Source organism: Zavarzinia sp. CC-PAN008 (assembly GCF_051903925.1).
GTDB lineage: Bacteria > Pseudomonadota > Alphaproteobacteria > Zavarziniales > Zavarziniaceae.
In genome coordinates this window covers 3,263,414-3,285,043 of the sequence record NZ_CP173678.1, presented here as the reverse complement: position 1 = coordinate 3,285,043, position 21,630 = coordinate 3,263,414, and the positions used below count along the sequence as shown (strand labels likewise).

Below are 21,630 nucleotides of genomic sequence, written 5' to 3'. Positions count from 1 at the left end.
GTGCGCTGGCGCAAATCCGTGCGGAACAGCGTTCAGGTTCGCATTGACTGGATTCTAATATGAATTAGCGTCACCTCATCCGGGAGGACGAGATGGACGCGCGCGAAAAGGCCGAAACGGCCAATGGGACTCTGGCCCCAGTCGCCGACCGCCGTGCGGCGCTGGCGGCGCGCATGCCGCTCTGGGACGAGACGACGCTGGACAGCTCGCTCCAGCATCTTGCGCAGTCCTTCGCCGACCGGCCCTTGGTCATCACCGACGCTGTCAGCTGGACCTACGCCGACGTCATCGCCAAGGGGGAACGCCTGGCCCGTGGCCTGGCGGGACGCGGCGTGCGGGCAGGGCAGCGCGTCGCCCTGCTGATGGCCAACCACCCGGACTTCGTGCCGCTGGCCTATGCCATCTGGCGGCTGGGCGCCGTGCTGATCCCGGTGAACTTCGCCTTCCGCACGGCCGAGCTTGGCTATGTCCTGCGCCAGTCCCAGGCCAGCGCCCTGATCACCATGGGCACCTATCGCGACCTCGACTACCTCGCCATGCTGGACGCGTTGGCGCCCGGCTGGGATACCGCCCTGCCCCAGGCACCCCTGCCCCACCTCATGCTGGTCGTGCAGTTCCAGGCCGACCGCCCGGGCGTGCCTGACGTCGACGCGGTCGAAGACGCGGGCGCCGTCGCGGCGCCCCTGCCCGAAAGTCCGGCAGGCCCGCACGATCCCGCCGTCATCATGTACACATCGGGCACGACCGGCCCGCCAAAGGGCGTGGTGCAGAGCCACGATGCCCTGCTGCGCTCGTCCTTCGCCTGTGCCTATCACCGCGCCTACGAGGATGGCCGCCGTATCGTCTTCGCCCTGCCGCTCTACCATGCCTTCGGGCTGGTCGTGGGCGTTCTGGCGGCACCCTGGGTCGGCGGTGCCATCATCCCCCAGCTGCAGTTCGACCCGTCCGCGACCCTGGCCGCGATCGCCCGCCACCGCGCGACCGACGCCCTGTTCGTGCCGACCATGGCCCTGGCGGTCCTGGAGCGCGCGGCGGTCGAGCGGCACGACCTGTCGTCCCTGGTCAGCGTGTTGTCGGGGGCTGCGCCCACGCCCGTCCGCATCTGGCAGGAACTGATCGACCGCCTGGGCCTGGCGGAGGTGACGACCGGCTATGGCATGACCGAACTGACCTCCTCAACCGTCTATACCCATCCGGGCGACCCGCTGCTGCTGGTGGAGCAGACGGTCGGCACCGCGATCCTGGGCGGCCCGGCCGGCGATCCGGCGCGCGGCGGCCGGCTGGTCGAATACCGCACCTGCGATCCCCTCACGGGGGAGATGCTGGCAGATGGGGCGGAGGGGGAGCTGGTCTGCCGCTCGCCCACCGCGACATCCGGCTATTTCGCGATGCCGGAGCTGACGGCGGCGCTGTTCCTGCCCGGTGGCTGGCTGCGCTCCGGCGACCTGGGCCGGGTCCGGCCGGACGGCTACCTGGAGCTCACCGGCCGGTCCAAGGAACTCTACAAGACCGGCGGCGAGCTGGTCGCCCCGCGGGAGGTGGAGGACATCCTGAACGCCCACCCGGACGTCGCGCAGTCGTTCGTCATCGGCGGGCCGGACGAACGCTGGGGCGAAATCGGCGCCGCCTGGATCGTGCCGACCGGTGGCACCACGCCAGACGCGCAGGCCCTGGTCGACTGGTGCCGGTCGCGGCTTGCCCGCTACAAGCAGCCGCGCCACGTCTTCTTCTGCGCTGCCGACGACCTGCCCCGCACGCCGACGGGCAAGGTCCAGAAGTTCGAACTGGTGAAGCGCGCCCGTGCGCTCCTGGCGGATCAGGTCAGCATGGCCGCCGTGCCGCCGACCACCAGTTCGCCCGCATCCTCGCCATCCCAGTAGTGGATGCGGTTGGCAGACACGCGGATCAGGACGATGCCGGGCGTGGCGCTGCCGTCGGGCCACCAGCGGTCCAGGTCCTTGGTCCAGTGCGCCTCGAACGCGGCGCGGTCGCGGATCAGGGTCGCCGTCCCCTCCACCGCCAGGAAGAACGGCCGCTGGCCCAGCAGGCCCGACTTGCCCAGGTAGCTGAGGCCGACCTTCGGGTCCGCCTCGATATCCTCGACCATCAGGGTCTTCTCGTCCGAGAAGAACCAGGCATCGCCGTCATAGTCGACGTCGCGATTATTGCTCATCGGGCGGGAACCGATGGCACCCCCCTTCGTGTGGGTCGACAGCATGGCAAAGTCGATGTCGCGCATCTTCTTCGCTAGGTCCTTCAGGGTCTTCGTCATGGCTGCACTCCTTCGGCATGGGCCGTGGAATGCATGTCCCCGCGAAAAGGTCCCTCCTGTCTCACGAGCCCCAATTCCCCACTCATCCCCGCCTTCGCGGGGATGAGCGATAATTTTGGAGGCCCTTGCGCCCCTGCAGCGCCTGCCAGATCCGGTGAGGGGTGGCGGGCATGTCGATATGGCGGATGCCACGCGCCGACAGCGCATCCACCACCGCATTCATGATCGCGGGAAGACCCCCGGCGCAGCCCGCCTCGCCACAGCCCTTGACGCCCAGCACGTTGGTGGTGGCCGGCACGGGCCGGCTCTCGAAGGCCATGAACGGCACGTCGTCGGCCCGCGGCAGGCCATAGTCCATGAACGATCCGGTCAGCAGCTGTCCCTCCTCGCTGTACAGCGTCGCCTCGTGCAGGGCCTGGCCGATGCCCTGGACCACGCCGCCATGCAGCTGGCCCTCGACCACCAGGGGATTGATGACGGTGCCGAAGTCATTGACCATCACATAGCGGTCCACGTGGACCACGCCGGTCTCCGGGTCGATCTCGACCTCCGCCACATGGCAGCCATTGGGGAAGGTCGAGGGCGGATTCTGGCTCACCTGGCGCACGTCCAGGCTGCGGGCCATGCCCTCGGGCAGCGCCAGCCCACGTCGCAGGCGCTGCGCCAGGTCCAGCAGGGCGATGCCGCGGTCGGTCCCGGCGATCGCGAAGCGACCATCCGCGAACTCGATGTCGGCCTCGCTGGCCTCCAGCACGGCGCCGGCGATCGCACGGCCGCGCTCGATCACGGTCTGGCTGGCCTCCACGATCGCCGTGCCACTCGCGATGATGGAGCGTGAGCCGCCGGTGCCGCCGCCGGTCAGCAACTCGTCGCTGTCGCCCTGCAGCAGGCGGATGGCCTCCAGCGGGATGCCCAGGCGGTCGGCCAGGACCTGGGCGAACGGCGCGGCATGACCCTGGCCATAGTCCAGTGTGCCGGTGATGATGGTGACGCCCCCGTCCTCGTCGAAGCGGATGCCGCCCATCTCGTCGCGCGGCGGCGCCGTCACTTCCAGGTACTGGCCGATGCCATGGCCGCGCAGCAGGCCCCGCGCGGCGCTGGACGCCTTGCGCGCGGCAAAGCCGTCCCAGTCGGCCGCCGCCAGCGCCCGCTCCAGCAGGGCGCCGAACTCGCCGCTGTCATAGGCATTGGCGTTCGGGGCGTCATAGGGCATCTGGTCGGGCGCGATGTGATTGCGCCGGCGCAGTTCGGCCGGGTCCAGGCCCAGTTCCGCCGCCGCGGCATCCACCAGCCGCTCCATGAAGTAGTTGGCCTCGGGCCGCCCCGCCCCGCGATAGGCACCGATCGGCGTGGTGTTGGTGAAGGTGCACTTCATCGCGACATGGGCAACCGGCGTGCGATAGACGCCGATCAGGTTCTTGAAGAAGTTGATCGCCGACCACAGCGGGCTGGGCGGGGTCAGCGCGCTGCCATTGTTGGCGAAGCCGGTCAGGCGCACGGCCAGGAAATGCCCCTCCCCGTCCAGCGCCAGTTCGGCCCGCACCTCCTGGTCGCGGCCATGGGTGTCGGCCAGGAAGCTCTCGCTGCGCTGGTCGGTCCACTTGACCGGCCGGCCCAGGGCCCGGGCCGCATGCAGCAGGCAGACATGCTCGGGAAAGACGAACGCCTTCATCCCGAACGAGCCGCCCACCTGGTTGGTCAGCACGCGCAGCCGCTCCGGCGGCACCTTCAGGATCTCGGCCAGGGCACCGCGCAGCGCGAACACCCCCTGGCTGCTGACATGGAACGTCCAGCGTTCCGTCGCGGCGTCGTACTCGGCCAGGCCGGAGCGCGGCTCCATCGGGTTGACGATCAGCCGGTTGCTGGCAATGTCCAGGCGCGTGACGTGCGACGCCACGGCAAACGCCTGCTCCACCGCCGCCTTCTGGCCCGCCTCGAAGTCCAGGCACAGGTTGCGCGGCACGTCCTCATAGAGTTGCGGCGCCCCCTCGGCAAAGGCGGCCCGCGCGTCGGTCACCGCCTCCAGCATCTCGACGTCCAGCACCACCGCCTCGACCGCGGCGCGCGCCTGGTCCAGCGTCTCGGCCACCACCAGGGCGACCGCCTCGCCCACATGGCGGACCCTGTCGCGGGGCAGCGCGGGCCGCGCCGGCTTCTTCATGGGCGAGCCATCCGCATTGGTGAACGGCACGATGTTCTGCAGCGTGCCATAGCCCGCGGCGTCCAGGTCGGCCGCGCTGAACACCCCCAGCACGCCGGGCATGGCCCGCGCGGCCTCCGCGTCGATGCCGTTCAGCATGCCGTGGGCAAAGGGGCTGCGCACGAAGACGCCATGCACCTGGCCCGGCACGGTCACGTCGTCGGCATAGCGGCCCCGGCCCTGGACCAGGGTCGCATCCTCGAACCGGGGAACCGGACGGCCGATCTGCGGCTCCCGGCCGGGCGCCAACTGGGTCGTGCTCATGGCTCATCCTCCTCCGGGTCTGACGCAGCGCAGCATGTCCGCCCGCCCTCTCAAAGCGCAAGCGACGCAGCCCTTCCATGCCTAGTCATCGGGGCACCACTTTGACACCGGCCAAACAGGCGAGAGCGCGCGCTCAAGGCTGCTGATGCAGCGCTGCGACGCCCGCCGGACATTTGAGACGCCCGTCCTGCCTTGGATTGTCATCAGTCGGCGGATGTCTCATTGTGCGGTGCAATGGAGCTTCAGGGTACAGGTGCCGTGGCGGCATCGGTCGCGGCGCGTGCCCCGGCCGGGGAAGAGGGCAACGGGCCGGCACGGCGCGAGGTCGCCCTGGTGGCGGCGCTTGGCCTGGTCGGCCTTGTGGGCACGGGGGCGGCGCAGCTGGTCCTGGCTCCGGCCACCCTGGCGGGGGAAGCGCTGCTGTGGCTCCCCTGCGTCCTGGCCGTCGGCCACATGGCGGCGGTGGGCGCCCTGCGCTGGCGCAGCGACCGCCAGGCACGCGCCGCCGGTGCCGCCCGCCGCCAGGCCGAGCGCAACTACCGCGCCATCTTCGAGCGCGCGGTCGAGGGGATCTTCCAGACCTCGCCCGATGGCCGCTACCTGGCCGCCAACCCGGCGCTCGCCCGGCTCTATCTCTACGACTCGCCGCAGGAGATGATCGAGGGCCTGACCGACATCGCGGGCCAGCTCTATGTCGACCCGACCCGGCGCGAGGCCTTCGCCCACGAGATGCAGACGCAAGGGCAGGTGACCGACTTCCAGTCGGAAGTGCGCCGCCGCGACGGCAGCACCATCTGGATCTCGGAGAACGCGCGGCCGGTCTATGACGAACGCGGCCGCCTACTCTACTACGAAGGCTTCGTGGAGGACATCAGCGCCCGCCACCGCGCCGACGCCCTGCTGCGCGCCGCCCTGGTCGAGGCGGAGCAGGCCGCCCGCACCAAGGCGGAATTCCTGGCCACGATCAGCCACGAACTGCGCACCCCGCTCAATGCCATCATCGGCCTGGCGGAGGTTCTGGAGCACGAGATCGAGGGCCCCATCGGTCCGCGCAATCGCGGCCATGCGACCGACATCCTGCACAGCGGACGCAGACTGCTGGCCATCATCAACGACATCATCGACCTGTCGAAGCTCGAGTCCGGCACCCTTCTGCCGCAGGAGGAGGCGGTCCCCCTCGACGTCCTGGTGACCGCGGCGCTCACCGCCGCGCGGCTGGAGCAGGGCGACGACCCGCGCCGGGGCCCGCGGGTCGACGTCGCCGCGGTCGATCCCAACCTGTGCCTGTGGGCCGATGCCCGGCTGGTGCGGCGGATCATGACGAACCTCGTCTCCAACGCCGTGAAGTTCACGCCACCCGGCGGCTGCGTCACGGTCAGCGGCGCACTGGAGGACGGGCACGTCACCTTCGCCGTCCAGGACAGCGGCATCGGCATGACCGAGGACGAGATTCATCTGGCGCTGCAGCCCTTCCGCCAGGTCGACAATTCGCTCAGCCGGCCGTTCTCGGGCGTCGGCCTGGGACTGCCGCTGGTCCGCTCGATCTGCAGCCTGCACGGCGCGACGCTCGCCATCGACAGCGTGCCCGGCTCCGGCACGCTGGTCCGCGTGCGCTTCCCCTCCTCGCGCACGCTGCCCCCGGGGGACCTCCGGGCGGAGGTCTACACCCTGATCGCCTGAGCGGCCCGCGGCGGCGGGTGGACGCAACCATTCGCGTCCGCCCGCATTCACTTCCCCGTCTTCAAGGACGGAGGGAGTCAAGACATGAAGGGCATCCTGGCGTGGCTGGTCGGCATTCCGATCCCCATCATCATTCTTCTCTACCTGTTCGGCGTATTCTGATCCTGTTGTGTCCCTGCCGGGCCTGAGCCTGCGCGGCCTCCAGCTCCCGCTGCAGCGGCCGCCGCCTCAGGCCTGGTAGACATAGGTTCCGGGCGCGTCGACCAGGGCCGGATAGCCGGCATCGGCAGCGCCCATGGCCGGCGGTCGCTGACCGGGTGTCGACCGGTCGGCCAGCCAGCCTTGCCATTCCGGCCACCAGGATCCCGGCCGCGACGGCGTCTGCTCAACCCATGCGTCCGCGTCCAGATGCGGGTGATGCGCCAGGCGCGTCGCCACGCGATAGAACCGGTTGCGTCGCCCCGGTTCGCTGACGATCCCGGCATTGTGGCCGCCGCTGGTCAGCAGGAACGTGATGTCGGTGTCGGTCAGCTGGTTGATCTTGTAGACCGAGCGCCATGGCGCGACATGGTCGGCTTCCGTGCTCACGGCAAAGATCGGGCAGCGGATGTCCCCCAGCGCCACCGGCCGGTCAAAGACCTTGTAGCGCCCCTCGGCCAGGTCGTTGTCCAGGAACAGCTGGCGCAGATATTGCGAATGCATCCGATAGGGCATGCGCGTGGCGTCGGCGTTCCAGGCCATCAGGTCGTTCATCCCGTCGCGCTCGCCCATCAGGTACTCGCGCACCAGGCGCGACCAGATCAGGTCGTTTGAGCGCAGGAGCTGGAACGCTCCCGCCATCTGCTTGGTATCCAGGAACCCCTGCGACCACATCAGGTCCTCCAGGAAGGCGATCTGGCTGTCGTCGATGAACAGCATCAGCTCCCCCGCCTCGGTGAAGTCGGTCTGCGCCGCCAGCAGCGTCATGCTCGCCAGGCGATCGTGGCGCATCCGCGCCAGATACGCCGCCGCAACGGCCAGCAGCGTGCCCCCCAGGCAATAGCCGGCCGCATGGACCCGCGCGCCCGGGACGATCGCCTCGATCGCGTCGAGTGCGGCCAGCGGGCCAAAGCGGAGGTAGTCGTCCATGGCCAGGTCGCGCTCGTCCACGCCCGGGTTCTTCCACGAGACCATGAACACCGTGTGCCCCTTCTCCACCAGGTAGCGCACCAGCGAGTTCTGCGGCGACAGGTCCAGGATGTAGTACTTCATGATCCAGGCCGGCACGATCAGCACCGGCTCCGCCGCGACCGTCTCCGTCGCCGGGGAATACTGGATCAGCTCCATCAGGCGGTTGCGCAGCACGACCTTGCCGGGCGTCACCGCCACCTGCTCGCCCACGCGATACGCGTCGGCGCCCACCGGCGGCAGCCGGTCGAAGCGCCGCTGCGCATCCTCGACCAGGTTCTTCCAACCGTTCGCCAGGCTGGTGCCACCCGTCTCGACCGCGCGCTGCAGCACCTCCGGATTGGTCAGCGGGAAGTTCGAGGGCGAAAAGACATCCAGCATCTGCCGCGTGGTGAAGGCGACCACGTCCTGGTGATGGCGCGAGATGCCGCGAATGTCGGTCGTGGCGCAGTGCCACCATTGCTGCCCCAGCAGGAAGCCCTGGTAGAGCAGGTTGTAGGGCGGCTTGGCCCAGGCGGGATCGCGGAACCGGCGATCCTGGGGCAAGGGCTCGATGCAGGGCGGCGCGTTCGGGTCCAGCCCGGCGCGCAGGGCATAGGCCATGAAGCGGCTCAGCTTGCGCTGGAACTTCAACGCCAGTTCCTGCTGCTTCCCCGGCGACATCGCCATGTGCACCAGCCAGTCGGCATAGGCAAAGCCGATCGACGCGGGCGACAGTCCGGCGGTCAGGCGGCTCAGTGCCGCATGGAACTGGCGGTCGATCTGGCGCTGCCACAGGGCATCGGCATCGGGCGGCTCCGTCGTCGGCGGGGCCGGCCGGCGGGCGGCTGGACGTGGCGGCGGGCCCGGCGGTGTTGCGGCATCGTGGGGCATCGTCGTCCTCTTCCCTGGTCTCGGCGCGTCGCGTTCATCAGATAGGATCATTGGCCGCGCACCAGAATGCGGCAAATCAAGACCTTAGCGCGCGCCGCGTGGACCCCCGGCGGATGCGATCCGGCAACCGGAAGTGATCGTTGCCACGCATCCTTATGACCCGGTTTTATGACGGTGTATCGGCGCAGCCGCTGTGGTAGAGCGAAGGTCCGGGCTCAAGTCCAACACGAGTGAGAAACGGCATGACTGACGGTATGCGTTCCAGCCTGTCCCGACGCGTTTCCCGATCCGCCGGCGCGCTCGGTCTGGGCCTGGCCCTGGCGGCCGGCCTTGCCGCGGGCACCGGTGCCACGCTGCTTTCCCCGCCCGTGTTGGCCGCCACGGCGGAGGCCCCGGCCGCGGCCGCGCCGGCCTTCCAGGTCGACGGCTTCCGCTCCGCCCGCTTCGGCATGAGCGAGGCGGACGTGCTGGGTGCCATCAAGCGCGACCTGGGCGTCGACAAGGACAAGGTGGGCAAGGTCGACAACCTGTCCGAGCAGACCACCGCTCTGACGGTGCAGAAGCCCGACCTGCTCCAGGTCGGCGGCCCCGCCGTCGTCTCCTATATCCTGGGGTACAAGACGCGCACGCTGATCCAGGTCAACGTCGCCTGGGGCGCCGCCGCCGGCAGCGACGTCGCGGCCGACCAGGTGGTGGCCGCCGCCAACCTGTTGCGCACATATTTCCTGAAGCAGGGCTTCGTGGCCGACACGATGGTCGCCAATGCCCAGTTGCAGGACGGCACGATCGTGGTGTTCCGCGGCCAGGACCAGGACAAGCGCATGGTCCTCCTCGTCCTCTCCGGCACGCCCAAGGCCGCGCCGAAGGAGGGGGAGACCCCGCCCCCGCCGGCCGTGTCGCTGCAGCTGTCCTACGTCCAGAACCCGCAGTCCCCGGACGTCCTCACCGTCGAGCCCGGCGCGTTCTGAGCCGCCTGAAAAGGCCCTCCCCCGTCCGCAGGGCGGGGGAGAGTCGGGTCGTGCGACCGCCCGCATCGCTCCGGTGCGAATCGCATATCAACTTTGGATGGTTTTCTGCTTATTTTACTCCCTCATCCTGAGGTGCGGATCGAAGCGAAGCCTCGAAGGATGGGCCACCCGCGCTGGCGGCCCATCCCTCGAGACGGCGGCAGAGCCGCCTCCTCAGGATCAGGTGGGTCCATCGAAATCATCCATGGATCGACGGGCGCACCGATGGAGCTGATCCGCCTCAGCCCCGGTCGTGGCCCCGCTCGTGATGGCGGCCGTGCTGCTGCGGGCGTTCCGCCGGGTCGATCACGCCGTTCTTGTCGTCGTCCAGCGCCTCGAACCGGGCGGCCCCGGCGGCGTCGAACTCGGCCCGGGTGATGCTGCCGTCACGGTCAGCATCCGCCCGCCCAAAGGCACCCCACAGGCCGTCACGGTGGTGACCGCCACGGTGGTGGCCGCGCCCCATGCGCTGGCGGTCGACATGACCCTCGCCCATCTCGCCTGCGGGCTTGTCGCCCTCGGCCCGCGCATCGTGGCGCATGCCGTGGCGACCATGGGCCTTCATCTCGTCCGCGCTCAGCTGCCCGTCCTTGTCGGCGTCCAGCCGGTCGAACATGGCGTTCAGGCGGGCCGTCGCCTGGGCGGTGAACTCGTCCCGGCTGACGCTGCCGCTCTTGTCGGCGTCCACGGCGCCGAACCGGGCGGCGCGGTGCTCGTCGCGCATGGCGTCGCGGGCGGCGCGCAACTCCTCGCGCGTGACCGTGCCATCCTTGTCGGCATCGACCTTGTCGAACAGGGCGGCGCGGCGCGCATCGTATTCGGCGCGCGTCTCTGGCTTGGCCCGGTCGGCGGCGGCCGGCGGCGCATCGGTGGAAGCCGCCATCACGGCAACGGCCGACGTCCCCAGGGCCAAGGAAAGCGCCACGGCGGACAGGGCAGACTTCGACAACATCTTCACGGAACTGAACCTTTCACTTGTGCCCTTGCGGGCTGGTGATGGTCCTGTCACGCACGATGGCGTCCGCTCCTGCGCCGCGACTTCACTTTTCTTCCGTGCGTCCCACGCTCAGCCGGCGGCGCGAATGGTCTTGATCAGGCGCAGCGCCTGGGCATCGCACCCGGCCCCCGCCAGTTCCAGCACGCGGTCCAGGTCGGTCTCCGCCCTGCTCTCCATCACCTTCAGGGTGATCATCAGGCCGGTCGTGTTGCCCTGCTTCTGGACCAGGTACTTGGCCCCGGTCTTGACCGGCAGTTCCGCCGGCCACGGCACGGTCTTGCCAGAGGGCACGTCCACCACGGCCTGCGCCGCACCGGTCACCGACATCAAGGTCAGGCGATTGCTTCCGCCAAGGATGGGGGGACCGATATTGGCCTTCGCGGGATCGAACACGCAGACCTGGCCAGACATGTCGACCGCATAGGTATTGGCGTTGAAGGCGTTCCCGATCGACCGCGTCGCCCCCAGCTGGCCGCCTTCCTGGCCGCGCTGGAACAGGCCGGACAGCACGGCGACCACCTGGTTCTCGCCGCCACCCCCGCCCGAGCCCTCGACCTTGCCGGAATAGGGCCCGGCCAGGGTCACGGTCTGGCCGCTATTGGTGATCAGCGTCACGGTCTTGCCGGCCGGGACCTCGATCGTGCCGCCATCGGGGACGAGCTGGCCGTCCTTGATGCCGTCGACGCTCGATTCGATGACGATCGCTTCTTCGGCGAGCGCGGAACCCGCCCCGGCGAAACCCAGGGCAGAGCCCAGCATGGCTGCTGCCAGGGCAAAGGACAGGCGCTTCATTTCTCCTCCAGGATGATGTGGGCGGACGTCTCGCCCGCGGCCAGGCGGTCGCGATGCAGTTTGGCGAGGGTGTCCTTGGGAAACTGTTTCAGGTGCGCCTCGAACGCCGCCAGCGCATGGCCGTCCTCGGCCGCCATCAGGGCGTAGGCTGCATTGTAGCTGTCCAATTGCGGCCCCAGGGTGAACGGCTCGAAGACCTCCAGATCCTCGCGCCGACCTTTGACCACAAGATGGCCGATCGGCCGCGCGGCGCGGAATCCGGCGCGCGCGATGGTCGCCCCGCTGATCAGGATATCCGTCCCCAGGTAGCGGTTCGCGCCCTCCAGGCGAGATGCGGTATTCACCACGTCGCCCACCGCCGTGTAGCTCATCTGCTGCGCCCCGCCGACATTGCCGACCACGACCGAGCCCGAATGCACACCGACCCGCGTGCCGCCCAGGGCGATGCCGTTCAGCGCCGCCTTGGCGGCATAGCGCTCGGCCGCCGCCTTCAGGTTCAGGGCACAGGCGATGGCCCGCTCGGCATGGTCGGGCATCTCCTCCGGCGCGCCGAACACGGCCATCATCCCGTCGCCGATGAACTTGTCGATTGTGCCTTCCAGCTTCAGCACCTCCACCGACAGGGTATCCAGGTACTCGTTCAGGACCAGGATCAGGGCCGTCGGCTCCTGCGTCTCGGCAAAGCTGGTGAAGCCCACCAGGTCGCTGAAGACGATCGACACCTCGCGCTTGACCCCGCCGAGCTTCAGCGCCTCGGGATCGCGCTCCAGCCGCTTCAGGACCGAGCGCGAGACATAGCGGGAGAAGGCATCGCGCACGAACATGATCTGGCGCCGGCGCTGCTGGCCCAGGTAGAGGAGCGTCGCGCCAAAGGCCAGGCCAAAGGCCAGCGTCGCCGACACCATGGGCAGCAGGATGTCGGTGCGCTGGAACATCCAGAACGCGCTGGCCCACAGGATCACCACCACGGCGATCACCGCCAGCGACTGCAGCACATGGCTCAGCAGCCGCGTCGCGATCACGATCGCCAGCAGCGCCAGCAGGATGCCCAGCGGGATCTCCACCAGCAGCGGCGACAGGACCTGCGTCCGCCCCTCCATCAGCTGCGACAGGACGGTGGCATGGATCAGCACGCCGGGAATGGTCCCGCCATGGGCGCCCAGCAGGAAGCCCTGCCCCTCGCCCGCGACCTGGCGCGAGAACGGCGTGCGCCGGCGGTCGTCGTGCGGCAGGTCGGCACCGATCAGGACGATCTTGTTCTCCAGCCAGGCGCGCGGCAGCTGGGCCGCCCGCTCGATCGGAAAGGCGCGAAACGGCGGCATCCCCAGTTCCGGCCCCTGGCGCCAGCTGATCGGGAACTGCACGCGCGGCACGCCATGGCCCAGTGCCTCGGCCAGGACAAAGGGCAGTCCGGCGCGCCAGGTGCCGTCGTCGCCCACCTGGCCGGGAAAGGCCATGCGCACGGTATCGTCGTCGCTGTCGGGCAGGACGTTGGCATAGCCCTTCAGCACGCCGTCCAGGAACTGATCCTGGAAGCCCAGCTGCCCCTCGGTCAGGGCGGCGTCGCTGCCGGCATAGGCAACGACGGCGGGTCCGGGAAAGGCCAGCAGCGCCTGGCGCAGCCGGGCATCGACTTCGGGCAGGGTCGGCACGTCGAACAGAAGGTCGATGCCGACCGCCCGCGCCCCCTTGTCCGCCAGGACGCGCAGCGTTTCGGCAATCAGCAGGCGGTCGACGGGCGAGCGGCAGGCATAGGAGGAGAGCGTCCCCTCCCCGATCGCCAGGACGACGATGTCGGGATTCTGCGGCCGTGGCGGCGCCAGGCGCGCGCGGATCACGTCGCCCACATAGTTCTCGGGCACCGCGATCAGCGGAAAGTTCCGCGCCAGGACGATGAAGGCGACGGTCCCCACGATCAGCGCCACGGCGAAGGCGGCGGCCACCGCCTGCGGCGTCTGACGAAACATGCAATCGCCCCTCTTGCAGTCATGCGTCCTGCGGGCTCCCGCTTCGACAGGCAAGGCAGCGCCACCAACGGCAAACCTTAGCCCTTTCCGCTTTAGCGTGCGCTGCCTGATTTGGCCGTGATGGCGATCACCCGCGCCGCGCGGCCTTCGGGGCTGCGGTGATCCCGGTCACAGGCATTGGGCCGGCCGTCACGCCAGACTGCATTCATGCGAAGCCGGGGCATGACGTTCCGGCGCGAGTACCCAGATGTTATGCTGACGCGAACGAGCACTGCCCGCCCCGCCGGCCGGATCCTGGCCGGCAAGGTTGCGACTCGTGCAGTTGCGCCGTTTCTTGGGGAGACTGGTCCATGAAGAGAACACAGGCAGGCGCCGTCCCGCTCCTGCAATATGCCTGGGCGGGGGTGCTGCTGGCGGCGGCCCTCCTGGCGGGCCCGGTCCGCGCGGCACCCGTGCCCGGCGTGGACGCCGCCGCCGCCAAGCTGATCGCCAAGCTGAACGAGAACCAGCAGGCCGGCGGCCGCGACGTGGTGGTCAGCCCGATCGACTTCTATGACGGCGACAGCAAGATCAGCCCGCCGGTCGCGATCGACATCCAGAAGGAAGTCTCGGCCGCGCTCAGCAATGCCGGCTACACCGTGATCCGGCCCAGCTCGCCCAACCAGGCGTTCTGGGTGATCGGCGGCACCTGGACCCAGGCCGGCGACAAAATCCAGCTCAGCCTCCAGGCCAAGCCCTGGCGCGACAAGGCCTGGGGCCGCGGCATCGTCACGCCCTCGATCATCGAGGCGAGCGCCGTGCCGGCCGACCGGCTGAAGCCCGACGCCGATGCCTGGGCCCGGACCCTGGTCCTGCGCCTGTCGGACGCCAATCCGCAGCTGGGCCCGTCTTCGCTCTATGTCCGCCCCTTGCGCTTCAGCGGCCAGGCAGGTGACCGGCGCATGTACGACTACCTTCAGGGCTGGTTCCAGCGCGCGATCACCGACAGCAGCCGCTTCGTCGCGATCGACGCCAAGACCCAGATCGCCAGCCTGGACACCCAGACGGTGCGCACGCGCGCGATCCGTCCGGTGGCCCGCCCCGGCCTCAGCCTGACCGGCGACCTGGTCGATGCCGAGTTCGAGCTGGCCGGCCGGGTCGAGCCGCGCGACAACGCCCTGCTGGTCAATGTCGACCTGCGGGCCAAGGGTGGCGACACGCTCTCGACCGCCTCGGTCGAGATCCCGGCCGACGACCTGCCGCTCCCGCGCATCCGGCCGACGCAGCAGGCCGCCGTGCAGGCGACCCAGCCGGCCGAGGCGGTGCCCGTCGACATCTCGAACAAGGGCCTGCAGATCGAGCTGAGCACCACCGCCGGCGAGGGCATCCCGAACTTCAAGGTGGGCGAGAAGATCCGCTTCATCATCCGCGTCAACCGCGAGGCGCACGTCTACCTGTTCAACTTCGACTCGAAGGGTGGCGCCACGCTCCTCTACCCCGCGTTCGGCGTGGGCGGCGGCAAGCTGAAGGCCGAGACGGCCCTGCTCCTCCCGGAAGACGGCCTCCCGTACGAGCTGGAAGTGCAGCAGCCGGTGGGCGAGGACATCATCTGGGCGGTTGCCAGCGAGAAGCCGATCGACCTGCCCAAGGAACTGACCGGTGACCTGGCGCTGACCGAGAAGCTGCGCGAGGCAGTCCGCGGCCAGATGGCCAAGGCCGAATCGGGCACGGCCGAAGCCCAGATCGTGGTGCGCACGTCCAACGACTGAGCATCATCGACACGCGCGCGATGGGCCGGGTCACCCCCGGCCCTTTTGCGTTGATGGTCCCTCAGGACGTCCGGCGGGCGCGGGCAGCCAGGATCAGCAGCACGCCGGCCGCCGCGACGACATAGCCGATGACGATCATCGCGGCGCTGCTGCGGCCGCGGCAGGTCAGCACCGTCATCGTGGCGCTGCCCGTCTCCTCCCCCGCCATCGGCAGGTCATAGGGGTCGATCGTGCCCGGCAGGCATTCACCCAGCGCAAAGGCAGGGGCACCCTCGCGGCTGGGCAGGACGACGCTGGCCGGGTCGGTCAGGTCGGCCGGGGTCCAGCCGCGCAGGTCATGGCGCAGCAGAACGATGGCCAGGACCAGCACCAGGCCCAGGACGGCAAACCCGCTCCACAGCTTCATGCCCGGCCCTCCTGTGACAGCGCCACGACACGGCTGGCGACCCCGGCAGGGCTCGAACCTGCGACATCCTGCTTAGAAGGCAGGTGCTCTATCCAGCTGAGCTACGGGGCCGCATGCCGCGCAAGGTGTAGCCCAAACCGCTGGCCTGCGCAGCCGGGCAAATCTCCATCCGCCGCGGCGCGGTCAGACGGCGTCAGCGTACCTTGTCGTAGCGGAAATTCTCGGCATAGGGCTTGATCTGGAGGGACGGGGCGTGCGGCTCCAGCACCTCGAACGGGATCTGGTGCTTCTCGGCATAGGCGACCGCCTCCTCGCGCGTGGCGAAGCTCAGGCGCAGCTGGCCATTCTGGTCGGTCGACCCGGTCCAGCCCATCAGCGGATCCGCGAAGCGGGCGCTGGCCGGCTCGAACTCCAGCAGCCAGCGCCTGGTATTGCGCCGACCGGACTGCATGGCGTTCTTGGCGGGGCGGAAGATGCGGGCAAGCATGCGGGCGGCGGCCTCTGATGCGGTCGGGTCGTGCCGGACGACGGCGTTCGCGCAGACCATGACGGCAAAGGGGTCTTTGGGTCAATGCGTTGCGTGGCGCCAGGGCGCGATGGCGTGGCGTCGTGGCGGGCGCGATTGCGCGCCGGTCCGCCCGCGTTGACAGGCCCCCTGGCCGCTGACACGGTGCCCCCTCCCGGTCCAGCACGTGCCATGAATCCCCACCTGCTCCGCCCCATCCTGTTCGAGCAGCCGGAGCGCGTGTCGCTGGCCTCGGCCTGGAACGCCCTCCTGCCGGTCGCCTTCTGGCTGGTCGACGCGATCCGTCCGCGCACAATCGTGGAACTGGGCGTGCACAGCGGCGTGTCCTATTGCGGCTTCTGCCAGGCGGTCGACTGGCTGAAGCTGGATGCCGCCTGCTATGGCATCGACACCTGGGCCGGCGATGCCCATTCCGAGTCCTATGGGGCGGAGGTGCTGGCCGACCTGTCGCTGTGGCATGGCGCCCGCTATGGCGGCTTTTCCCGCCTGGTGCGGCAGAGCTTCGACGAATCGCTGGCGCAATTCGCCGACGGCAGCATCGACCTGCTGCACATTGACGGCTTCCACGCCTATGATGCGGTCGCCCACGACCTGGCGGCCTGGCTGCCCAAGCTGAGCCGCCGGGGCGTCGTCCTGCTGCACGACATCAACGTGCGCGAGCGCGGCTTCGGCGTCTGGCGCCTGTTCGAGGAGGCGGCGCAACGCCATCCCCATTTCGCCTTCCACCATGCCCATGGCCTGGGGATCCTGGCCGTGGGCCCGGACCAGGGCGCCGCGATGCGCTGGCTGACCGGCCTGTCGGGCAGCGACGCGGCAGAGGTGCGGGCGTTCTTCGCCGCACGCGGGCGCACGGTGGAACTGCAGGTCTCGCTCCTTGACCTGGCCCGGCAGCTGGCCGAGATCCGCGCGGCACCGCCGCCGCCCCAGGTGCCTGCGCCACAACCGCCGGATCCGCCCGCGCCCGTCGCCACCCTGCCCGACCCGCCGCCGCCCCCGCCGCCCGTCCCGGCGGAGCCGGAGCCGGCCTGGGCGCGGCTGGTCCGGGCGCAGCCCTTCCGGCTGCGCCTGGCGCCCCGCGGCGCCCTGGGCGACCTGGTGCCAGAGGACGGGACCATGCCGCAGGGCTGGGTCAACCTGGACCTGGTCACGCGCCCCTGGTCCGCCCCGGTCGCGCTGCACCTGCTGGTCGACGGCCCCGCCGGCCGCCTGGAAATCAGCCTGGGCAGTGCCGGCGCCGGCCAGATGGTCCGCCTTCCCGACCGCGCCCAGCGCATCGCGATCACCGCGGTGTCGGGCACGCTGGGCGATGTCAACCATGTCGCCGGGCGCACGGTCGGCACGATCGAGGCCGCCTTGCGCCTGGGCTATCGTCATCGCCGCGCGGTGCGGCCGCTTCTGGCGCACCTGGTCCGGTCCGGGCCCGCCGCGACGCGCCGCATGGTGATCGACCGCCTGACCCGGGCCAGCAGCGACTACGACCTGTGGGTCGCGACAGAGGATGCCCTGGGGGAGGCCGACCTGGCCGCGATCCGCACCCACCTGGAGCACCTGCCGCAGCCGCTGATCTCGATCGTCATGCCGGTCTGGAACACGCCGGAGGCGTACCTGGACGCGGCCATCCACTCCGTCCGGGCCCAGCTCTACCCCGCGTGGGAATTGTGCATCGCCGACGATGCCTCGACCGCGCCGCACGTGCGCCGCGTGCTGGAAGCCCACGCCGCCGCCGACGCCCGCATCCGGATTGCGTGGCGGGAGCGCAACGGCCACATCTCCGCGGCCAGCAACACCTCCCTGGCCATGGCGCGGGGCAGCTTCATTGCCCTGATGGACCATGACGACGTCCTGCCGGTGCACGCGCTCTACATGGTGGCGGTGGCCCTGGCCGGGCAGCCCGACCTCGACCTCATCTATTCGGACGAGGACAAGATCGACGAGGCCGGTCGCCGCTTCGAGCCCTATTTCAAGCCGGACTTTGACCCCGATCTTCTGCTGGGCCAGAACTACATCAGCCATCTGGGCGTCTATCGCACCGACCTGGTGCGTCGCGTCGGCGGTTTCCGCGAAGGGTTCGAGGGGAGCCAGGACTACGACCTTGCCCTGCGCGTGGTGGACCAGACGACGCCGGCCCGGATCCGCCACCTGCCCCACATCCTCTATCACTGGCGGGTGTTCAAGGGGGCGGGGACGTTCTCGACCGTGCACCTCGACCGTGCGACCGACGCCGCCCGCCGTGCCTTGGCCGAGGCGCATGCCCGCGCCGGGCGCGCCGCCGTGGTGGGCCCGGCCGCCGGCGTCTATCACCACGCCCACGCCCCCCTTTCGGCGACCCCCACCGTGACCGCGATCGTGCCGACGCGCGACCGGCTGGACCTGGTGCGGCGCTGCGTCGAGGGGCTGCTGGAGCAGACCGACTATCCGGCCCTGGACGTGATCGTGGTCGACAATGGCAGCGTGGAGCCGGCGACCCTCGCCTGGCTCGCCGGGCTGGCGACCCGGCCCCGGGTCCAGGTCCTGCGCGTCGATGGCCCCTTCAACTTCTCGCGCCTCAACAACGTGGCGGCCGAGCGCGCGCAAGGGGAACTCCTGGCGCTGGTCAACAACGACATCGAGGTGTTGGACCGCGGCTGGCTCAAGGCCATGGTGGCGCGGATCGCGGCGCCGGATGTGGGCGTGGTCGGCGCGCGCCTGCTCTATCCCGACCGGCGGGTGCAGCATGCCGGCGTCGTCCTGGGTGTGCTGGGCGTCGCCGCGCATGTTCATGCCGGACTGCCTGCCGAGGCGCCGGGCTATTTCGGGCGGGCGCAGCTGGTGCAGCGCGTCTCCGCCGTCACCGCCGCCTGCATGCTGGTCAAGGCCGCGGCCTGGCGCGCCGTGGGTGGACTGGACGAGGTCAACCTTGCCGTTGCCTTCAACGATGTCGACCTGTGCCTGCGCATCGGGGAGACCGGCCTTGCCTGCCTGTGGACGCCTGAGGCGACGCTGATCCACCACGAATCGGCGTCGCGCGGCTCGGACCTCGACCCGTCGCGCATCGCGCGCTTCCAGGGCGAGGTCGCCTACATGCAGCAGCGCTGGGGGCACCTGCTGCTCAACGATCCCTTTTTCAATCCCAATCTCAGCCTGCAGGGCACCGACCACCGCCCGGCCTTCCCCACCCGCGCACCCCGACCCTGGCGGCAGTCCGGCACCTCGGGATAGCGACTGACGGCTTCAGGTCGGGCCCGAACGAACCGACCTCTCTCCGTCCCCCGGACGAGCCCTGTCGCATGACCCGTTCACCGCTCACCCCGCTGTCGCGGGGACGAGCGGGTGTGTTGCGGTTGACGGCGGGATCCTGGGCCACGCAGGCGCCGCATACGAAAACGGGGCGGCCCGTACAGGCCGCCCCGCTCCGTCAATCCCTGGTGCCCCGCGACGGGGGCGCCGGATCAGAACGTGTTGAAGTGATAGTTCACGCCGATGCGGAAGATATGGCCCGCATTCTCGAACTCGCTGTCATAGCCGGTGCCACCACCGCCCGAGCCCGGGATCACGGCGACGTTCACCGTCTCGCTGCCCAGGTCATAGTACAGGTACTCACCCTTCAGGCTCCACTGCGGGGCGACCTGCGCCTCGAAGCCGGCGCCGACGGTGTAGCCGACCTCGGTGCCGCTCTCCTCGCCCGTGAACTGCAGCTGGCCAGCCGCACCGAAGAAGTCGGCGCGATTCTCGACATCGCCCAGCGCCAGGCCGCCAGTGACATAGACCAGGCTCTGCCCCAGCGAATAGCCGACGCGGCCGCGGAACGTCGCCAGGTAGTCCAGGCTCGACTCGAAGTCGTTGTTCAGGTTGGCGGTGCCGGCCAGGTTGCGCGTGGTGACGGTGATGTCGTCGCTGATGTCGGCAAAGCTGATGTCAGCCTCCGCACCCAGGACCAGGACGCCGAACTGCCAGTTGTAGCCGATCTGGCCGCCGGCCACGATGCCGTCATTGTCGACCTCGACCAGCCCCGGACGGGCGCCGCCGGCCACGTTGTTCACGTTGACGGGCACCTGGCCGGTGGTGACGACGTCGCCATCAGCGGTCGTGCCATAGCCGATGTTGAGGCCGCCATAGGCACCGGCCCAATTGCCGGCGTCCTGCGCATGGGCGCCGCCCGCCACCATCATGGCGGCCAGCGTCACGCCGGACAGAAGATGACGACGCATCTTGATCGCTCCCTTGGAACACGGTTGTAAACAGCGAATTGCTGGACGCACCATAGTCGAACGCCGGGTCATGGTCTGTCACATTGCTGCCACAGCCGCCGTTCTGGTCATCTGTCACATTGCGGGCACAGCAGGCGGAACGCCGCCTTGACACAAGGGCTTGGCCCGCCCACTTGCAGTGATTGATCCAAAGGCCCTGCGCTCAGGCGGCAACAGCCTCGCTGCTGTCCAGGAAGATGCGCGCCAGTTCGGCAACACCGGCGCGATCCTCCGCGTCGAAGCGCCCGGGCACCGGACTGTCCAGGTCCAGCACCCCCACGACCCGGCCCCCGCCCAGCAGGGGCACGACCAGTTCCGAGCGCGATGCCGGATCGCAGGCGATATGCCCGGGAAAGGCATGCACGTCGGCCACCACCTGGGCCTGGCGCGTCGCCGCGGCCGTGCCGCACACGCCGCGGCCCAGGGCGATGCGCACGCAGGCCGGCCGGCCCTGGAACGGCCCCAGGACCAGCTCCCCGCCCGCAGGCCCAGGCTTCAGGAAATAGAACCCGGCCCAGTTCAGGTCCGGCAGGGAGGTGAAGATCAGCGCCGCGGTATTGGCCGCGTTGGCGATCCAGTCGCGCTCGCCTTCCAGCAGGGCCGTCAGCTGCTGCGCCAGCACGCGATAGAAACCGGGCTTGTCCAAAGCATCCGGCAGGACCTCGGCCTCGAACATGCTGCCTCCGGAGCGACGTGAAGGGCCCAGGCAGGGTGGACGCGAATGCGTGTCCCTGGCAAGCCGGCAGCACCCGTCAGCCGGCCCCCAGCGCCGCCTTCAGCTCCCGCACCGCCGCCTCGGGGGTGGTCAGGACCGGCAGGCCCGTGGCCGCGGCCACGGCGGGTGCGGCCCGGGCCAGGCTGAACTGCGCCAGGGCAATGACATCGCACCCCGCGGCCCCGCGCGCCGCGGCCTGCGCCGCCAGGCGGTCATGCCCGGCGACGTCCCCGGCCGCCAGGGCCGCCAGCGCGCCCTCGGCCAGGATCGGCACGATCGTCACGTCGGGCGGAAACTCCGCCGGCATGGTGTCCAGCGTCGGGCCGAACGTGGCGACCAGGGCGATGCGCCGTCCGATCGCCGTCGCTTCCGCGACCATCGCCGCGTTCGGCTTGCGCACCGGCAGCGGCCGCAGCGCATGCGCCACCGCGTCGATGCACGGCCCGAAGGCGGAGCAGGTGAACAGGATCGCGTCCACGCCGCGCGCCGCCATCGCCCGGCCATGGACCAGGAAGCGATCGGTCATCGCCGGGCCCAGCGCGCCATCCCGCGCCAGGTCCTCGGACAGGCTGGTGTCCAGCACCTGCTCCAGCACCGCCTGCGGCCAGCCCAGCGCGAAGGCGGCTTCGATCGGCGGCGGCGACTGGCGCAGGGCATGGATCAGGCCGATCCGCATCGCTCGCCCCGCCGGTGCATCTGTCATCGCCGCCCTCCCATCGTGCCAATGCCCGGGGCGATGCTGCCGCATCGCCAGCATCCTCCGCCCGCGTCATGATCGCCGCATGACCCA

General features: G+C 69.9%; 16 protein-coding genes and 1 tRNA gene. 5 read left to right on the top strand and 12 right to left on the bottom strand.

What is annotated here, in order from left to right:
- Window positions 1-92 precede the first annotated feature (92 nt).
- Complete coding sequence (locus ACI6GS_RS15440) at window positions 93-1,880, top strand: class I adenylate-forming enzyme family protein (protein ID WP_439814342.1); 1,788 nt, start codon at window positions 93-95, stop codon at window positions 1,878-1,880.
- Here ACI6GS_RS15440 and ACI6GS_RS15435 read toward each other — a convergent pair.
- Window positions 1,817-2,272, bottom strand: a complete 456-nt coding sequence (locus tag ACI6GS_RS15435) for a pyridoxamine 5'-phosphate oxidase family protein (protein ID WP_439814341.1) — start codon at window positions 2,270-2,272, stop codon at window positions 1,817-1,819. The two genes, ACI6GS_RS15440 and ACI6GS_RS15435, sit on opposite strands and share 64 nt — an antisense overlap.
- An 82-nt stretch (window positions 2,273-2,354) precedes the next feature.
- Window positions 2,355-4,736 (bottom strand): xanthine dehydrogenase family protein molybdopterin-binding subunit, encoded by a 2,382-nt coding sequence (locus ACI6GS_RS15430; RefSeq protein WP_439814340.1) that lies wholly within the window; start codon window positions 4,734-4,736, stop codon window positions 2,355-2,357.
- Between the two features lie 258 nt (window positions 4,737-4,994).
- On the opposite strand from ACI6GS_RS15430, the gene ACI6GS_RS15425 reads away from it, so the two are divergent.
- On the top strand, window positions 4,995-6,416 hold the full coding sequence (locus ACI6GS_RS15425; RefSeq protein WP_439814339.1) for a PAS domain-containing sensor histidine kinase: 1,422 nt from the start codon (window positions 4,995-4,997) through the stop codon (window positions 6,414-6,416).
- Window positions 6,417-6,644: 228 nt separating this feature from the next.
- Here the strand turns inward: ACI6GS_RS15425 and ACI6GS_RS15420 are convergent, their stop codons facing one another.
- Window positions 6,645-8,456, bottom strand: coding sequence for a PHA/PHB synthase family protein (locus tag ACI6GS_RS15420; RefSeq protein ID WP_439814338.1), 1,812 nt, complete (start codon window positions 8,454-8,456; stop codon window positions 6,645-6,647).
- A 242-nt stretch (window positions 8,457-8,698) separates the two neighbouring features.
- On the opposite strand from ACI6GS_RS15420, the gene ACI6GS_RS15415 reads away from it, so the two are divergent.
- Window positions 8,699-9,424 (top strand): hypothetical protein, encoded by a 726-nt coding sequence (locus ACI6GS_RS15415; RefSeq protein ID WP_439814337.1) that lies wholly within the window; start codon window positions 8,699-8,701, stop codon window positions 9,422-9,424.
- A gap of 280 nt (window positions 9,425-9,704) precedes the next feature.
- Here ACI6GS_RS15415 and ACI6GS_RS15410 read toward each other — a convergent pair whose 3' ends face one another.
- From ACI6GS_RS15410 to ACI6GS_RS15400, 3 genes are all read right to left on the bottom strand, one after another.
- A complete protein-coding gene (locus tag ACI6GS_RS15410; RefSeq protein WP_439817979.1) occupies window positions 9,705-10,415 on the bottom strand; it encodes an EF-hand domain-containing protein in 711 nt (236 codons plus the stop codon).
- Window positions 10,416-10,529: 114 nt separating this feature from the next.
- The gene (locus tag ACI6GS_RS15405) at window positions 10,530-11,252 is read right to left on the bottom strand and encodes a hypothetical protein (protein ID WP_439814336.1); all 723 of its coding nucleotides are present in this window, start codon (window positions 11,250-11,252) and stop codon (window positions 10,530-10,532) included.
- Window positions 11,249-13,219: a CHASE2 domain-containing protein gene (locus ACI6GS_RS15400; RefSeq protein WP_439814335.1), complete on the bottom strand. Its 1,971-nt coding sequence runs from the start codon at window positions 13,217-13,219 to the stop codon at window positions 11,249-11,251. The genes ACI6GS_RS15405 and ACI6GS_RS15400 overlap by 4 nt, the downstream gene beginning before the upstream one ends.
- Before the next feature lie 350 nt (window positions 13,220-13,569).
- Here ACI6GS_RS15400 and ACI6GS_RS15395 point away from each other — a divergent pair, with 350 nt between their 5' ends.
- A complete protein-coding gene (locus ACI6GS_RS15395) occupies window positions 13,570-14,967 on the top strand; it encodes a DUF4384 domain-containing protein (RefSeq protein WP_439814334.1) in 1,398 nt (465 codons plus the stop codon).
- 61 nt (window positions 14,968-15,028) lie between these two features.
- Here the strand turns inward: ACI6GS_RS15395 and ACI6GS_RS15390 are convergent, their stop codons facing one another.
- From ACI6GS_RS15390 to ACI6GS_RS15380, 3 genes are all read right to left on the bottom strand, one after another.
- Entirely contained in the window at window positions 15,029-15,373 is a 345-nt protein-coding gene (locus tag ACI6GS_RS15390; RefSeq protein WP_439814333.1) for a hypothetical protein, read from the bottom strand.
- Between the two features lie 34 nt (window positions 15,374-15,407).
- A tRNA-Arg gene (locus ACI6GS_RS15385) sits at window positions 15,408-15,484 on the bottom strand.
- Window positions 15,485-15,566: 82 nt separating this feature from the next.
- Window positions 15,567-15,860, bottom strand: a complete 294-nt coding sequence (locus ACI6GS_RS15380; protein WP_439814332.1) for an ETC complex I subunit — start codon at window positions 15,858-15,860, stop codon at window positions 15,567-15,569.
- A gap of 210 nt (window positions 15,861-16,070) precedes the next feature.
- On the opposite strand from ACI6GS_RS15380, the gene ACI6GS_RS15375 reads away from it, so the two are divergent.
- On the top strand, window positions 16,071-19,097 hold the full coding sequence (locus ACI6GS_RS15375; RefSeq protein ID WP_439814331.1) for a glycosyltransferase: 3,027 nt from the start codon (window positions 16,071-16,073) through the stop codon (window positions 19,095-19,097).
- A 230-nt stretch (window positions 19,098-19,327) separates the two neighbouring features.
- Here the strand turns inward: ACI6GS_RS15375 and ACI6GS_RS15370 are convergent, their stop codons facing one another.
- From ACI6GS_RS15370 to ACI6GS_RS15360, 3 genes are all read right to left on the bottom strand, one after another.
- Window positions 19,328-20,086, bottom strand: a complete 759-nt coding sequence (locus tag ACI6GS_RS15370) for an outer membrane protein (RefSeq protein ID WP_439814330.1) — start codon at window positions 20,084-20,086, stop codon at window positions 19,328-19,330.
- Window positions 20,087-20,288: 202 nt separating this feature from the next.
- Window positions 20,289-20,801: a GAF domain-containing protein gene (locus tag ACI6GS_RS15365; RefSeq protein ID WP_439814329.1), complete on the bottom strand. Its 513-nt coding sequence runs from the start codon at window positions 20,799-20,801 to the stop codon at window positions 20,289-20,291.
- 76 nt (window positions 20,802-20,877) lie between these two features.
- The gene (locus ACI6GS_RS15360) at window positions 20,878-21,543 is read right to left on the bottom strand and encodes an arylsulfatase (RefSeq protein ID WP_439814328.1); all 666 of its coding nucleotides are present in this window, start codon (window positions 21,541-21,543) and stop codon (window positions 20,878-20,880) included.
- Window positions 21,544-21,630: the final 87 nt, after the last annotated feature.